Here is a 14,593-nt window from a genome sequence, read left to right on the forward strand (position 1 = left end):
AAGCTTAATTTTAGATTTAAAGTTGAGAGTCAAAGATAACGAAAAATTAAAGGACTCAATGTTTGAGTTTCTCGGTTTCGGCGATGATTTTTTTCAATTGGATCTTCTCTTCAACAGAAAGTTTTCTTTGAAAAATACCTTGATGAAGATTTGTCCCTAAATATTGCGGGAAAATGCCGTAGTAATCGTAAAGCCTTAAATTATAGATATTGACCGTTGGAAAAGTTGCTTCGCCACTAAAACTCTTAGAAACTTTGAAGCTGAAATTTCCAATCCTAAATTCCTTATTTGTATGAGTTGTTTTCAATTCTTTTGGTCTGTAAAGTTGGGAAAAACTAAAATCCGACATTCTCTTCCCCATATTGAACTGTTGCACAAAGACAGGAAATGTAAAAACTACCAAAATAAAAATGGAAAGAAAAACCGCCGTGAAGACCGATTTCTCCTCTGAAAAATCCTTAACGAGTAAAAATAAGGCAATCACATAAACATCAATAAAAAATCGATATTGCGCTGAAAATGAAATGATAAAAATCGATTTTATAATTAAACAGATCAATAATAAATAGTAAAAGCGACTCTTTCTTCTCCATGCAAAAAATCCGACAATCGATAACGAAACAATCACACCGATATTCAATATCGATTTGTAACCAATTGTAAACCAATGATAAACACTATCCATTAAATCAAATCCCATCACTTGCTGGTAAGAATACTTCATATCATAAGATTTCATCAGACCGATTTGAGACGAATAGTTAAGAATCTCTTGGCTTGGTTTCCACGGTAAATCAAAATCAACCAGTGCAGCAGGAAAAATAGGAAATCCAAAGAGCCAAAGATTTTTCATCATCAATAAAATCCCAAAAACAAAAACTGGAATTATAGTTTTAAAATCAAATTTTCTCTGATCGATCTGATTTAAAATCACAAAAAGTGGCAACCAGAAAACAATCGGCTTGATGCAGACTGCAAACAATGATAGATAAAGTAGGATTGAATTTTCTCGAGCATTCATCAATTCATTAATGACAATTAGAGTGATGATTACAATCGGCAGATCTGGACTCGGCTGCTGAACGAACAATAAAAACATAGGTAGAAAAACCAACAGAAAATATTGTTTTCGCTCGTAAATATAAATCAAAAATAAAACGGCCAAGTACGAATTTATTTTCAAATATAGATCTGCAAAATGTGAAAATCCGGCCTGATAAATATGCCAAAAGGAAGTCTGACCTAACAACAAATCAAAATTTGAAATTCCTTTTACAAAACCTAACTCCTTCAAATAAGAGATGGTCGGGAGATAATAGCTGTAATGGTCGTACAAATACGGTGAAAATGAACTGGCAAAAATAATGATGAAGCCGAAAAAGTAAAACCAAAAATTGGTATTGATCTTTAATCTTGATTTTTCTTTTGTCATGAAAAACAGAACTGTTCCTAATAATCCTATAAAAATAAATAGAATCTCAACCGAAGAATTCAGCGGAAAAAAGAAGGCAAAAACAGTTTCTAAAAGCGCAATGCTGATCATTCCCAAAAATGAGGTCAGAACGAAACTCCGAGTCTCAATTTTGAGCAGATTCCTGATGATCATTCCGTTTCCGAAATTGACCATAAGCAACATCAACACTGTGAGGAAAATTAAAATCATAAAAAAAGATTGCTTAAAAATAAGCAATCTTTCTGTTTAAAGTATATATGAAGAAAATTTACTTCTGAACTCGGCCAGTTTTTCTGTCATTGGCTCTACCGATCGTGTAACCCGTTGCACCACCGGCAACACCACCAATCACGGCACCAAGACCTGGATTTTTCTTAGAAATAATGGCCCCTGCCGCAGCTCCACCAACTGTACCGATCACAGTACCTTTCGCAGCACTACTCCATCCTTTTTTCTTAGTTGCGGTTGTTGTTCCCGCAGAACTTGATCCAGAATTGGAAGCTGTTGAACCAGAAGATGAACCACCTCCAGAACTACCGGATGATGAGCCTCTGGATGTCGAAGACTTTCTAGAAGCAACCCGTTGGTTTGCTGCTTTTCTCTCCGCTTCTTTCTCTGCTGTTACTTTATTAAGACTATCTTTTTGTCTCTCGAAAGTTATTTTTTCCTTTTCTATCGCTAATTTTTGTTTCTCAAGGTCGATCTGCCTCGCTTGATAATCCAATTTCTGCTGTTCCAAGGATGCAGTTTGTATCTTTTCGTCTTTGTTGCAAGAGGTCAAGATCAATGTTGCTGCAAATCCTGTTAAAAATAATTTTTTCATAACCATTCATTTTTTCACAAATAGTGAATTGTTGACATAGTCTTTTCAATTATTATTCCAAAAAATAAAATCGTTGTTAAAGTTTGTTAAAGCAAAAAAGCTTTCCCTTGATGAGAAAGCTTTTAAAATATATTTTACTTTTTTAGAAAAGTTCTTTTCTGATGATATTCTGAGAACGCTCTGGCCCAACAGAAACCAAATAAACGTTGATTCCCAAATGCTCCTCGATGAACTCGATATACTTCTTAGCATTGACAGGAAGTTCGTCGTAAGTTCTCGCATTGGTAATATCTTCGTCCCAACCTTCCAATTCTACATACTGAGGTTCGTAATCGTACAATTTGGTAGTCGAAGATGTGAAGTAATCGATGATCTTCCCGTCTTCTGTCTTATATTGTGTAGCAATTTTCAAAGGCGAGATCCCGGACAAAACATCCAACTTGGTGATCACCAAATTATTGATCCCATTGATCATCGTCGCGTGTTTCAATGAAACCAGATCCAGCCAGCCTGTTCTTCTTGGTCGTCCAGTGGTTGCACCGAATTCGAATCCAATTTGACGAATTTTCTCACCCAATTCATTATCCAATTCTGTAGGAAATGGCCCCTCTCCAACTCTAGTGGTGTAAGCTTTTGCCACACCGATCAGATTTTGAAGACTTGTTGGCGGAACTCCCGCACCAGAACAAACACCACCAGTGGTAGGCGATGATGAAGTGACGTATGGATAAGTTCCGAAATCAATATCCAACATTGCAGCTTGCGCCCCTTCGAACAAAATGTTTTTTCCGTCGTGGATCGCTTGGTTCAGTTCTACTTCTGTATCTACAATTCTATCTTTCAATTGCTCTCCTAAAGCTAAAAACTCATTGTAGATCTCATCAAACTCCAAGGTTGGCTTCTCGAAATATTTTTCGAAAAGGGAATTCTTTATTTTTAGATTTTTTCTGATCTTCTCTGCCAAAACTTCCGGATTCAGAAGGTCGATCATTCTAATACCAACTCTCGCAATTTTATCTTCATAGCAAGGTCCGATCCCTTTTTTGGTCGTACCAATATGGGTTCCCTCTTGCTCTTCTTCTCTATAAGTATCCAACAAAATGTGATAAGGCATGATCACATGCGCGCGTCTGCTGATGAAAACGTGGTCTGTTTTAAGACCTTTGGCCTCGATCTGTCCTATTTCTTTTAGAAAAGCTTTTGGGTTTACCACCACGCCATTGGCAATGATACATTTCCCTTTGCACTGAAGAACACCGGAAGGTAGAAGGTGCAACACGAATTTCTCATCGCCCACATAAACCGTGTGACCAGCATTGTCGCCGCCTTGGAAACGAACGACATAATCGGATTTCGCCGATAGAACGTCCGTGATCTTTCCTTTTCCTTCGTCCCCGTACTGAAGACCTACAACTACGTAAGTTGACATATTTTTTACTTTTTTTAGATTATTGACAAAGTTAAATCTTAAATATCGGCTGGCAAAATCGATTGCACAAAAAACCCTCTTACTAATGAAAATAAGAGGGCAAAAACACAAATGATGAAAAAAATTATAAATGCATTTTGAAGTAATTGCTTACTCCACATTTACAATACAATTTTCGGTGCAAAAATCGTACTTTTTTTTATAAGTAATCCTAATAAAAAGTAAACTTTATTTTTAATGATTGATATTTTTAATAATTAAAAGTCTTTTAATGAAAATATTTAAATTAAAAATTCCAAATTATAATTTTAATTAAACAGAAATCAGAAAACGTTAAACAGCATGTCATTCTTAAAAAAAATAAAGAATATTCATCCTATTTTATCGAAAATGAGAAAAATATAAATCAATTATAATTTATTAATTCGTTTTATTTAATTTTAAAGTAATTTTAATTTCATTTTTGAATTAACAAGTTTACTTTTGTAATATAATTTTAATCAAAATCAAAAAAAACAAATAAACAATGTGTGGAATTGTATGTGTGTTTGACACCAAGCAAAAGAACGAAGCCATAAGACCTCAGATCTTGGAAATGTCCAAAAAAATAAGACACAGAGGTCCGGATTGGTCTGGAATCTATCAGCACGATAAGGTCATCTTCTCTCACGAGAGATTGGCAATCGTGGATCCTACATCTGGGAAACAACCTTTATTTACCAAAGATAACAAAGTCGCATTGGCGGTAAACGGAGAAATATACAATCATCAGGAACTTAGATCAGAATTCCCTGACTATGAGTTCCTGACGCAGTCTGACTGTGAAGTGATCCTAGCATTATACAGAAGGGACGGAAAAAACTTCCTTGAAAAACTAAATGGAATTTTTGCCTTCGCTCTGTATGATGAAGAAAATGACGCTTACCTCATCGGTAGAGATCATATGGGAATTGTTCCACTTTACATGGGCTGGGACAAGCAGGGAAGTTTCTACGTCGCTTCTGAACTGAAATCCCTTGAAGGCGTTTGCAACAAGATCGAAGAATTCCTACCAGGACATTTCCTTTACAGCAAAGATGGACAGGAACTTCAGCAATGGTACAAAAGAGACTGGACAGAGTTCGACAATGTGAAAGATAATGCAACCGATATCGCAGCGATCAGAAAAGGCTTGGAGGAAGCTGTTCACAGACAGTTGATGAGTGATGTGCCTTACGGTGTTTTACTTTCAGGTGGTTTGGATTCTTCTATCATCGCAGCGGTGACCGCAAAATATGCAAGACAAAGAATCGAAAGTGGCGACACGCAGGAAGCCTGGTATCCAAGACTCCACAGTTTCGCAGTTGGACTAGAAGGCTCTCCGGACCTGGCAGCTGCACGAAAAGCGGCGGACCACATTGGTTCGGTCCACCACGAGATCAAATACACCGTTCAAGAAGGTCTGGACGCTATAAAAGATGTGATCTATCATTTGGAAACTTATGATGTAACCACGATCAGAGCTTCTACGCCAATGTACCTTTTGGCAAGAGTCATCAAATCGATGGGAATCAAAATGGTACTTTCGGGCGAAGGATCGGACGAATTGTTCGGAGGTTACCTCTACTTCCACAAAGCACCATCTGCACAGGCTTTCCATGAAGAAACGGTAAGAAAATTAGGAAAACTTCACCTTTACGATTGCCTGAGAGCCAACAAATCTCTGATGGCTTGGGGAATTGAAGGTCGCGTTCCTTTCCTAGACAAAGAATTTATGGACATTGCGATGACCATCAATCCAAAAGATAAAATGATCACGCCGGAGAGAATGGAAAAATGGGTTCTAAGAAAAGCTTTCGAAGACTTATTGCCGGAGAGCATTGCCTGGAGACAGAAAGAGCAGTTCAGCGATGGCGTTGGCTACTCTTGGATCGATACTTTGAAACAGGTGGCAGAAGATGAAGTGACGGACGAAATGATGGCGAATGCAAGACACAGATTCCCGATCAATGTGCCGATGAGCAAGGAAGAATACAGATACAGAACCATCTTCGAAAGTCATTTTCCAAGTGACTCTGCCGCAAGTTGTGTTCCTTCTGTTCCATCCGTCGCTTGTTCTACACCAGTAGCCTTGGAATGGGATGAAGCTTTCAAGAAAATGAATGACCCAAGCGGAAGAGCGGTGAAAGTGCATGAGACTGCTTATTAAGAATTTATTAAAACTAACATAAACTAACTACAACGAAAAACCACAAGTCTAAACTTGTGGTTTTTTATTCATATCATATGACAAAGATCAACAGTCTCTAAAAGACTTTAAGACAATTTAAATATAATTTTTCCGGAAGTTTAACCTCTACATCAACAGCAGTTAACGATTTCAACATTTGCTCTTTTCCTTTTTTACCATTGACATAATACTCTAATTTATTGACTGAGTAGCTCTTGTCTTTTTCTATATTTTCAACAAATTTTTCTAACAATTCAAAATCTATTGTATGCAAGAGTGCTAACTGATTTGAGTTTGTTTCTTCCATTTGAAACCTGACTTCAAAATATGGATATTTGGATGTTGAAGAATCATATTTCCCCAAGATATATTGGTCGTTAGCTGCTTTTCCAATTCTGTAATCACGACCCGAATTTTTGATATCTTCGTGAATCTCTCTTTCGTCACAACTTCTTTCATAATTAAAGATCAACTTATTGTCAGCCCGCTTCACAACATTGAAGAAATGTCGATGAAAAGTTTTTTGGTCTATTAGTTCCACATTGTTATCTGATTTAAAATCCATGGAATAATATACATCTCCAGAGTTGGTTAATTTCTGAATTTTAGAAATAACCTTGTTTTTCCCAACCAATTCAAACGTTGAAAGCTGATCAAACTTATAAATTTGGCAGTAAACATAATTATTTACAAGAAAAAGAATTAGAAAAGTTAAATATTTCATCATACAATTTTTGGTTATTTTCTACCCAGATTTCTTAGGCTGCATTGATTCTCATTTTCTAAAATATGAGAATATTTTGTGACATTTTTACATTGTATAAATATAATGAATTACACGTATTAGACCTTATAATCTAATAATTTAAACCTAATTAAAAAAGAAAAACTGAAAAGCCTTTAAAATATACAACCTTAAATAAATCAGATATTTATACAAATTATTAGATAAAGTATTAAGTATAAATCCTCTTCTTAATAAAAAACCACAAGTCTAGACTTGTGGTTTTTTATGTTTCGATTGTAATTGTTTTTCTCGTTTTTTCCGTCTTTCATAGATGACCTCGGTGATCTTGCCGCCGATCCAGGAAAAGGGAAAGAAGATCAGAAAGATGGATATCTTGTAGAAGACCGGATGATAGGGATAGATGATGATATCCAGCATCGCAATGAACAACATAATGAAGCCTATCAGGATCGCGTACGCCACCTTGGCATATTTCACAATCACTGCGGTCACCACGCCGCCAAAGGTAACACCCAATCCGCCAAAGAACAGCAGGGCGATAAAAAAGGAATCCTTGTGCTGCACCGATCTGAGCAAGGTTTCCCAATGGTCAAACGGCGCGAATTGTTTGTAGGTCACCCACGTGGAGTCTATCTTTATCCCTAATGTGATAATGAGAGCAGCGACCGTCAATCCGGCCAAAACACCTATGGTATTCCTACAGAAATTCATGTTTAATCTTTGAAGGCGATCATAGAGATCTCCACGTCAACATTTTTTGGAAGACAAGAGACCTGAACGGTTTCTCTCGCAGGGTAGATCTCGTTTTCGAAATAAGAAGCATAGATTTCATTCACCTCAGCGAAGTCGTCCATACTTTTCAGGAAGATAGAAGCTTTTACAGCATTGCTGAAATCCATATCGGCCGCTTTCAGGATTGCTTTCAGATTTTTCATCACTTGGTGGGTTTCTTTCTGGATGCCCTCTATCAGTTTACCGTTTTCCGGGTCCACTGGGATCTGTCCTGAGATGTACAAAGTGCCGTTCACCAAAGTGGCTTGCGAATATGGTCCAATTGCAGCCGGAGCTTCCGACGTATGAATGATCTTCTTCATTTTATTATTAATTTTTACAAAACTATACAAATTTTCATTAAATCCTAAAAAGTACTGTTGGGTTGCGTGAAACTTCTTTCCTTGTACTTCACGGCATCTTTCAGGATATTGGCTTTGATCCCGATGAAGAAATCATAGACCTTATATTGTCCAAATGGCACCCAGTTGAACGTGATCGTAAAACTACGCTGATCTCTTGCAAATCCAAGACGTGTGTAGCCCAGTTCTTTCTTCTCGACATCATAATTGGTGCTACCATTGATGTTCCAGTATGGCGTCAGCTTGATGCTACCGTCCAATCCTACGGTCGAAGATTTGACAGGAATACGGGAAAGACCTTTGACATAAGAATAGTTGGCATTCACGTTGAGCGTCCAGGTTGGCGTATAGTGGGAATAATTGTCATCATCAAAGAAATAATTCTCATTCCGGATCTCGCCTTTCTTTTTATATTTTTTTGATAGCTCTTCTTTCTTCCCAAAGATGGCCTCGCTCATTGGATAAGATAATTGGACATTGAAACCCTGCAAACTAAAACGGCCAAAATCCTCAGTCCTAACACCGATATCGCTGCCATCGGTATAAGCGATCCTATAGGGTTCTAATGTAAGGCTGGAATTGACATTCAATTTATTATTAAAGAAAGAAGATTGACCATTGACGGTGAAAACCGACCATTTGTTTCGCTCAGCCGCGAAATTGTAGCCTCCTGTCACATTTAGATTTTCAAAGATCTTTACTTTTTTGACACCTGTAGAATCGCTCTTCGATCTGATCTTCATCTCCAGGTTGTTATTGATGTTAAAGCCTACACTTTGGGTAAGACCAGCGGTTGGCGCACCATAGATTCCATTATCGAAGATGGAATATGGCGTCATCTCGCCTCTGGCATTGGAGTAATTTCTAAAATAGCCCCAACTTCTTGCCCCAAAATCTGGTGAGTAGGTGAAACTCATACTTGGTGTCACCATGTGGCGGATGGCAACGATCTTCGAGGTTTTGCTAAAGTTCTTTTGTCCGTACAAGACGGTTTGCAAACTTGCACTTGTAGAGAAAGTGGTATATCCTGCGATGCCTTTTTTAAAATTATCATCCACCACATTGGTCAATGGATTATAAGATCTTTCCAATGTTTTTGTCGTAAGTACGTTGTCTGCATTGGCAGCCAAAGTAAAAGTGAAGTATTTCGCAAGCGTCGTATTGGTGGACATGGAAATATTATTCTTGACCCCGGTTTTCAGCTCGTCCCACATTTCTTTTTTGAAAAGTTTATCTTCTGTCGTGCTCACATAATTGCTTAATGCCAATCCTGTATTTACATTGATGTTCTCCAACAAACCTGTCCTCACCCCAGTTTTTGGTTTGAAAAGATAGAACTGATTGATCGCCACCGTCATATCCGGCAAACGAAGATCCGTAAGTCCAGTTGCAAAGTTCTGAGAATACGCCATACTCGCACTAATGGTTACCGGAAGTTCCAGAAAACGCTTGGTGACATTCACCCTCGAGGTTTGTTGGGTGTTCAGGACATTCTGATTAAAGATATAATTATTGTTGACCGTGTTGTTATAGAACTTGCTGCTCACAATATCCACACTGGCATTGAAGGTAAAGTAAGGATTGGCCTTGGAATCCTGAGAATGACGCCATGCGATCCTGAACGTTTTGGTTCTGGAGTAGTCATCCAGACCTTTGATACCACGAACCGTGTAGCCATAGTCTGCGGCAAAGTTCCCAGAGTATCTGTATTTTTTTAGATAATTAAGTTCTGGCTTTATGTTCCAGCTTCCTTTGGTATAGAGGTCGGCTAGGATCTTCAAATCGAAATGGTCGCCAATTGGCTGATAGTAGCCCAAGCCATTCAAGAAAAATCCAACATCCTGACGCTCTCCAAAACTCGGGATCAAAATACCAGCCGATCTTTTATCCGAAAACGGAAGAATCGCGAACGGAAGTACCAATGGCGTTGGCACCTGTTCTATGTACATCTGGATCGGCCCTGTGATAATCTGGGCATTATCCTTGGTTTTAAGAAGTTTGATCATTCTGGCAGACATGTGATAATCTGCAAGGGAATCTTTTTTCTTGAGGAAATATTCATCCGTAGTGTACATCGCCCTACTCATGACAAACACAGAGTCATCATATTTCTTGGTCTTCTGTGCTACGATGACACCTTCACTCTCCTCGGTCCTGGCATTGAAAGCAATGGCCTGTTTGGTCTTTATATTATAGATGACCTCGCTGTATTCGAATTGCTTGCCGGCTTGCGTGGCCACAGCAGGTTTTATGATTTTTCCCTTCTCATCCTGCTCTCCTCTTGCATAGATCTTCCCGGTTTCCCATTCGAACCGGATGTAATCTGCATCGATCTGCATATCCTGATAGATGATCTGTGCTTTTTTGCTAAGGGTGGTCTGCTTGTTGGAAATGGAAGAACTGTTCCTATATTCTGCCTTCATCTTCACCACATCCTCCAGTTGTTCTTTGGGGATGATGGTGTCTTTCTTTAGATTTAAGGAATCTTTGCCTATATTTAAAGAATCTTGAACACCGCTATTTTGACCAATATTTTGAGGCACAGTTTGTGCTAAAATATTGTTAAAAATTAGGATATTTAAAATTAGTAATATACTTTTGAAAATACTTCGAGCCAATGCAGTCATTCTGAAATTGGGTTCAAAATTAATTAAATTTTAAAGATTAAAATGATTAGGTCAACACTTTATAATAAATTTTTTTTTCTGTTAACATTTTTTATTGGTTTTAGCAGCCTCCATTCACAGAAAAAATTCACATTGGTGCTGGATGCAGGCCACGGTGGAAGTGATATTGGAGCCAACAGGAACTACTCGGACATCGGATCTGTACAGGAAAAAAATGTGACCTTGGGAATCGTCCTAAAATTGGGACGAATGCTAGAAAAAAACAAGGATTACAAGGTCATCTACACCAGAAAAATAGACGAATATCCGTCTTTGACCTACAGAACAGACCTTGCCAACAGAAGCAAAGCCGACCTTTTCATCTCAGTTCACGTGAACTCTTCTCCAAGTAAAAGTGCAACCGCACAGGGAACCGAGACTTTCGTACAGGGACCCAATCAAAACAGAGCAAACTTAGACGTTGCAAAGGCAGAAAACGACGTGATCTTTTTGGATGAAAGAGACAAAGAAAATTTTGCCTCCTACAATCCAAGCTCTCCCGAATCTCTTATCGCACTGAAGATCCAGCAAAGCAAATATCTGGAAGCCAGCCTTATCATTGGCGGAATGGTAGAGGACAACTTTGTAAAGAAGGACAAGAGACTCTCCAGAGGTGTAAAACAAGAAAACCTGCACGTTTTGAGGATGAATGCCATGCCTTCTATTTTGATAGAGACAGGCTTTGTCAACAATTACGACGACGCACATTACATCTCGACGGAAGATGGGCAACAGGCGATCGCAGAAAGTATCTACAACGCCATCGTGAACTATAAAAAATTGGTAGACAGAAATGTGAAGGAACCTGAACCAGAGAAACCAGTTGAGCAGCCATTGAAAAATGATTTCAGGATCCTACTGATGAGCACGCCTAATAAATATAATGATCAAGACCCAGCTTTAAAGGGCTTAAAGTATATTCTTCCTATCAAAGAAAATGGAGCTTATAAATATTATTATGGCACTACCAACTATGCGTCCGTAAGAGATACCAATTTGAAAACCGCGAAGGATGCAGGCTTCAGAAACTCCATGGCTATCAGCTTTGTGCCGAATCAGGCTTTAGGAACTGGATATTACACCTTGGAGATCTACACCGGAAAAGACAAATTGGATTCTAAATCTATGATCTTGAAGATGATCCCAGATATTATTAGAAATAAAGAAAATGGTGTTTTCTATTACACCTTCGGGAAATACAAAACATTGGAAGATGCCATCAAGGCTCAGAAAGAACTTGACGGCAAAGGAATCAAGAACACGATCATCGAGAAAAGATTGAAATAGACAGAATCATTTGTCAGAACTGTAGAAAGTCAGTATTTTTGCAGTCCACAATACCAAACGGCCTATTCGTCTAGTGGTTAGGACTCAAGATTTTCTTTCTTGCAACAGCGGTTCGATTCCCCTATAGGCTACAAAACCGGAATAGCAAATACAATTTTTGCTTTCCGGTTTTTTTATTAATTGTCGTTAAAATATTGTGAGACTTAGCAGATCAAGAGCAGTCGGTATTCGCCATCGTTCTCTTTCGGTGCTCTGTGGATGCAGGGCAAAACCTTTTGCTCAGGATTGTCGACAGCCAATTTCCAGAGATGACCTTGTCCCAAATTAACCGGAACAGCATCAGGCTTCGGCTCATAATGGAGGTCAAAATAATTTTCTTCCAAAAACGCTTCAAAGCCTTGCTCGGAACCTTGATATAAATGTCCCAGTTTTTCCCGGATCTCTGGAATCAAGATCTTTTGAGTTGCCTGGTTATTAGGTAAAATATCACTGGCTGCACCAGCATAAGTACACAAAAAGGTACTCGTCCCAACAGGTGAACGATCGACGTGGAAAGAATAAACATCGGTCGAAATGAAATCAAACTCATCATCGCGTTCATAATTCTTCAGCAAATTGAGTGATGGCTGCGCGCCAAAATCGGACAGCAATTGTAGATCTTTGAGAATAATATCTCTCGCTGCATTGCCATTCCCGGATAACTTCAAAGCCAAAAGATCTTTCGCCGTGACCTCTGTGATATTTTCTTCCAACCGAAGTTTGGAGACTATTTCTTTAAAATCCCCGACCAAATCCCTTTGCCAGCAAACCGCGTTGATCGCATCTTCAAAATTCGTGTTTACAAGCTCAGCAAAAGAAGAGACCTTTGCCATCTGTTGACGGTCCGGAATTCTATCGTTCATATTAAAAGTATATCTATAATGACTACAAAACTAACATATAACTTTAAAATCATCACTGCGGCGATTTATAAATGATAACTTTACAGTAATTTAAAAATTGTTTACGAAAGCTTATGTTTGATGTTCTAATATCCCACATTCAGGAAAAAGTCGATATCACAACGGCGGAAATTGAATTGTTGAAATCATTCTTCAATCAGAAAAAACTCAATAAAAAGGAATATCTATTGCAAGAAGGACAGATCTGTAGAGATCTTACATTCGTCAGCAAAGGCATTCTAAAATCTTATATTCTGGATGACAAGGGAAATGAGCGCATCAATCTTTTCGCATTTGAAGGTTGGTGGATCTCAGACTTCAATAGTTTCCTTAATGAAGAAAAAGCGTACCTTAATATAGATGCGATCGAGGAATCTGAGTTATTAACCATAAGTCGTGAAAACTATGAAGCACTGACTTTAAAGATTCCTATTATGGATCGGTATTTCAGAATACTTTACCAAAATAGCCTGGTCACAAAAGACCAAAGATTGGTGATTTCCAATAATTTCACAGCAGAAGAAAAATATCTTCAATTATTGGAGAGCAATCCCAAGATCACCCAAAAACTTTCGCACAGCTTGATTGCATCTTACCTTGGCTTAAGTCCTGAAACCATTAGCCGAATACGAAAGAAAATTGCTTTGAAATAATTCTCCATTTGATTCACATCAAGACCAACTCATGATCTACATCAAGTTTTTTTGGTGCCGATGAGCCTAACTTTGTAGTCAAATAATTTAATTATGGAAAATATTGCATTGGTTGTCGGCGCTACCGGTATCACGGGAAGCAATCTCGCGCAGGAACTGATCTCAAATGGTTGGACGACTTACGGATTGGCAAGAAATCCGAATACCAACATTTCGGGTTTGATTTCTGTAAAAGCGGATCTTTTAGATGTAGAAAACCTTGAAGCAGCCTTGGAACAAATCTCCCCTACTCATATATTCTTCACGACGTGGATGAGAAATGACACCGAGGAAGAAAACATCAAAGTGAATAGTGCGCTGGTAAGAAATCTACTAAATGTTCTATCTCCTAAAAAAAGCATTCAGCATGTCGCGCTGGTGACTGGATTGAAACATTACCTAGGACCTTTTGAAGCTTATGCAAAATCAGGAGCTTTGCCAGAAACACCTTTGCGTGAAGAGCAACCACGTTTGGAATATCCTAACTTCTATTACGCACAGGAAGACGCGGTCTATGAAGCTGCGGAGCGGGATGGTTTCAGTTGGAGCATTCACAGGCCTCATACTGTTATTGGATACGCAGTTGGTAATCTGATGAATATGGGAACTACTCTGGCAATCTATGCAAGCATTTGCAAAGAAACTGGTAGAAAATTCATTTTCCCCGGCTCATTTGCACAATGGAATGGTTTGTCTGATGTGACCGACGCCAGAATCTTAGCCAAACAATTACTTTGGGCATCGACCACAGAAGCTGCAAAGGATCAAGCTTTCAATATTACAAACGGCGATGTGTTCCGATGGAAATGGCTTTGGGAAAAAATTGCAAATCACTTCCAAATCGATTTTGAAGGTTTTGAAAATGAGATGCGACCACTTGAAAAAGAACTTCAAAATGATGAGGAACTTTGGAAGAATATTGCCGAAAAGTATAATCTTAAAGAAAATAAGCTATCTCGAATTGCTTCCGCTTGGCATACAGACCTGGACCTTGGAAGACCAATCGAGGTCATGACAGATATGGCCAAAAGTAGAAAGCTGGGCTTCACCAATTTCCAAAGTACATTGGATTCCTTCACTGATCTTTTTGAGAAATTAAAAGAAGAAAAAATAATCCCTTAAAAATTTGATCAAATAAAAAACCGAGTTCTATTGAATTGAGCTCGGTTTTTATGTAAATAAGAAATCCTTTCCCCACGCAAGGAAAAGGAT

12 protein-coding genes and 1 tRNA gene are annotated in these 14,593 nt (G+C 38.4%); 5 read left to right on the top strand and 8 right to left on the bottom strand.

Going from position 1 to position 14,593, the window contains the following annotated elements:
- Positions 1-55: 55 nt before the first annotated feature.
- The 3 genes from BMW39_RS13560 to BMW39_RS13575 form a co-directional block, all read right to left on the bottom strand.
- Complete coding sequence (locus BMW39_RS13560; RefSeq protein ID WP_131474262.1) at positions 56-1,663, bottom strand: LIC_10190 family membrane protein; 1,608 nt, start codon at positions 1,661-1,663, stop codon at positions 56-58.
- Between the two features lie 58 nt (positions 1,664-1,721).
- Positions 1,722-2,276, bottom strand: coding sequence for a YMGG-like glycine zipper-containing protein (locus BMW39_RS13570; protein WP_034972775.1), 555 nt, complete (start codon positions 2,274-2,276; stop codon positions 1,722-1,724).
- A 142-nt stretch (positions 2,277-2,418) separates the two neighbouring features.
- Positions 2,419-3,705, bottom strand: coding sequence for an adenylosuccinate synthase (locus tag BMW39_RS13575; RefSeq protein ID WP_034972777.1), 1,287 nt, complete (start codon positions 3,703-3,705; stop codon positions 2,419-2,421).
- Positions 3,706-4,231: 526 nt separating this feature from the next.
- Between BMW39_RS13575 and asnB the strand changes: the two genes are divergently transcribed.
- Positions 4,232-5,893, top strand: a complete 1,662-nt coding sequence (gene asnB / locus BMW39_RS13580; protein WP_034972779.1) for an asparagine synthase B — start codon at positions 4,232-4,234, stop codon at positions 5,891-5,893.
- Between the two features lie 97 nt (positions 5,894-5,990).
- On the opposite strand, the gene BMW39_RS13585 is transcribed toward asnB, so the two are convergent.
- From BMW39_RS13585 to BMW39_RS13600, 4 genes are all read right to left on the bottom strand, one after another.
- Positions 5,991-6,638: a hypothetical protein gene (locus BMW39_RS13585; protein WP_034972781.1), complete on the bottom strand. Its 648-nt coding sequence runs from the start codon at positions 6,636-6,638 to the stop codon at positions 5,991-5,993.
- A 270-nt stretch (positions 6,639-6,908) separates the two neighbouring features.
- Positions 6,909-7,373: a hypothetical protein gene (locus tag BMW39_RS13590; protein ID WP_034972783.1), complete on the bottom strand. Its 465-nt coding sequence runs from the start codon at positions 7,371-7,373 to the stop codon at positions 6,909-6,911.
- 2 nt (positions 7,374-7,375) lie between these two features.
- Positions 7,376-7,756, bottom strand: a complete 381-nt coding sequence (locus BMW39_RS13595) for a RidA family protein (protein WP_034972784.1) — start codon at positions 7,754-7,756, stop codon at positions 7,376-7,378.
- Positions 7,757-7,800: 44 nt separating this feature from the next.
- Entirely contained in the window at positions 7,801-10,422 is a 2,622-nt protein-coding gene (locus BMW39_RS13600) for a putative LPS assembly protein LptD (protein WP_034972785.1), read from the bottom strand.
- Between the two features lie 42 nt (positions 10,423-10,464).
- Here BMW39_RS13600 and BMW39_RS13605 point away from each other — a divergent pair, with 42 nt between their 5' ends.
- The gene (locus BMW39_RS13605; RefSeq protein WP_034972786.1) at positions 10,465-11,748 is read left to right on the top strand and encodes an N-acetylmuramoyl-L-alanine amidase family protein; all 1,284 of its coding nucleotides are present in this window, start codon (positions 10,465-10,467) and stop codon (positions 11,746-11,748) included.
- 59 nt (positions 11,749-11,807) lie between these two features.
- A tRNA-Glu gene (locus tag BMW39_RS13610) sits at positions 11,808-11,879 on the top strand.
- A 72-nt stretch (positions 11,880-11,951) separates the two neighbouring features.
- Here BMW39_RS13610 and BMW39_RS13615 read toward each other — a convergent pair.
- Positions 11,952-12,650: a DUF1826 domain-containing protein gene (locus BMW39_RS13615; RefSeq protein ID WP_034972788.1), complete on the bottom strand. Its 699-nt coding sequence runs from the start codon at positions 12,648-12,650 to the stop codon at positions 11,952-11,954.
- A gap of 113 nt (positions 12,651-12,763) precedes the next feature.
- Between BMW39_RS13615 and BMW39_RS13620 the strand changes: the two genes are divergently transcribed.
- Together BMW39_RS13620 and BMW39_RS13625 are read left to right on the top strand one after the other, a co-directional pair.
- Entirely contained in the window at positions 12,764-13,342 is a 579-nt protein-coding gene (locus BMW39_RS13620; RefSeq protein ID WP_034972789.1) for a Crp/Fnr family transcriptional regulator, read from the top strand.
- 93 nt (positions 13,343-13,435) lie between these two features.
- On the top strand, positions 13,436-14,503 hold the full coding sequence (locus BMW39_RS13625; protein WP_034972791.1) for an SDR family oxidoreductase: 1,068 nt from the start codon (positions 13,436-13,438) through the stop codon (positions 14,501-14,503).
- The last annotated feature ends 90 nt before the right edge of the window (positions 14,504-14,593 follow it).

It is taken from the genome of Epilithonimonas lactis (assembly GCF_900110605.1).
Classification (GTDB): domain Bacteria; phylum Bacteroidota; class Bacteroidia; order Flavobacteriales; family Weeksellaceae; genus Epilithonimonas; species Epilithonimonas lactis.

What these genes read in the sequence shown, in the direction of transcription:
- BMW39_RS13560 (WP_131474262.1), bottom strand. Translation starts at nt 1,663, where the DNA reads ATGATTTTAATTTTCCTCACAGTGTTGATGTTGCTTATGGTCAATTTC.
- BMW39_RS13570 (WP_034972775.1), bottom strand. Translation starts at nt 2,276, where the DNA reads ATGAAAAAATTATTTTTAACAGGATTTGCAGCAACATTGATCTTGACC.
- BMW39_RS13575 (WP_034972777.1), bottom strand. Translation starts at nt 3,705, where the DNA reads ATGTCAACTTACGTAGTTGTAGGTCTTCAGTACGGGGACGAAGGAAAA.
- asnB (WP_034972779.1), top strand. Translation starts at nt 4,232, where the DNA reads ATGTGTGGAATTGTATGTGTGTTTGACACCAAGCAAAAGAACGAAGCC.
- BMW39_RS13585 (WP_034972781.1), bottom strand. Translation starts at nt 6,638, where the DNA reads ATGAAATATTTAACTTTTCTAATTCTTTTTCTTGTAAATAATTATGTT.
- BMW39_RS13590 (WP_034972783.1), bottom strand. Translation starts at nt 7,373, where the DNA reads ATGAATTTCTGTAGGAATACCATAGGTGTTTTGGCCGGATTGACGGTC.
- BMW39_RS13595 (WP_034972784.1), bottom strand. Translation starts at nt 7,756, where the DNA reads ATGAAGAAGATCATTCATACGTCGGAAGCTCCGGCTGCAATTGGACCA.
- BMW39_RS13600 (WP_034972785.1), bottom strand. Translation starts at nt 10,422, where the DNA reads ATGACTGCATTGGCTCGAAGTATTTTCAAAAGTATATTACTAATTTTA.
- BMW39_RS13605 (WP_034972786.1), top strand. Translation starts at nt 10,465, where the DNA reads ATGATTAGGTCAACACTTTATAATAAATTTTTTTTTCTGTTAACATTT.
- BMW39_RS13615 (WP_034972788.1), bottom strand. Translation starts at nt 12,650, where the DNA reads ATGAACGATAGAATTCCGGACCGTCAACAGATGGCAAAGGTCTCTTCT.
- BMW39_RS13620 (WP_034972789.1), top strand. Translation starts at nt 12,764, where the DNA reads ATGTTTGATGTTCTAATATCCCACATTCAGGAAAAAGTCGATATCACA.
- BMW39_RS13625 (WP_034972791.1), top strand. Translation starts at nt 13,436, where the DNA reads ATGGAAAATATTGCATTGGTTGTCGGCGCTACCGGTATCACGGGAAGC.